The organism is Anaerococcus sp. HMSC075B03 (assembly GCF_001815585.1).
Classification (GTDB): domain Bacteria; phylum Bacillota; class Clostridia; order Tissierellales; family Peptoniphilaceae; genus Anaerococcus; species Anaerococcus vaginalis.
Map to the genome: position 1 here is coordinate 1 of NZ_KV821191.1, position 262 is coordinate 262.

1 protein-coding gene is annotated in these 262 nt (G+C 27.9%); it reads left to right on the forward strand.

Features of this window, described 5'->3' with window-relative positions; translation table 11 throughout:
• Window positions 1–262 (forward strand): MobC domain-containing protein (gene mobC, locus HMPREF3045_RS05400; RefSeq protein ID WP_070737671.1); only part of this gene is annotated, 262 nt, incomplete at both ends.

Below are 262 nucleotides of genomic sequence, written 5' to 3' on the forward strand. Positions count from 1 at the left end.
AGAAATTTTTGAAAAGAAAATGAAACTTGCAAACTACAAAACCATGTCCCACTTTCTTAGAAAATGTGTATTAGAAAAAGAGATTTATGTTGTAGATTTAGAACCATTTAGAAACCTACAATGGTTACTTTCAAATACAACAAACAATATAAATCAGATTGCAAAGGCAACTAATACAACTGGTGTTATTTACAAAAATGAAATCGAATCAATGAATAAACAGATAGAAAAGTTATCAAAAGAAATATGGCAGATCCATTCC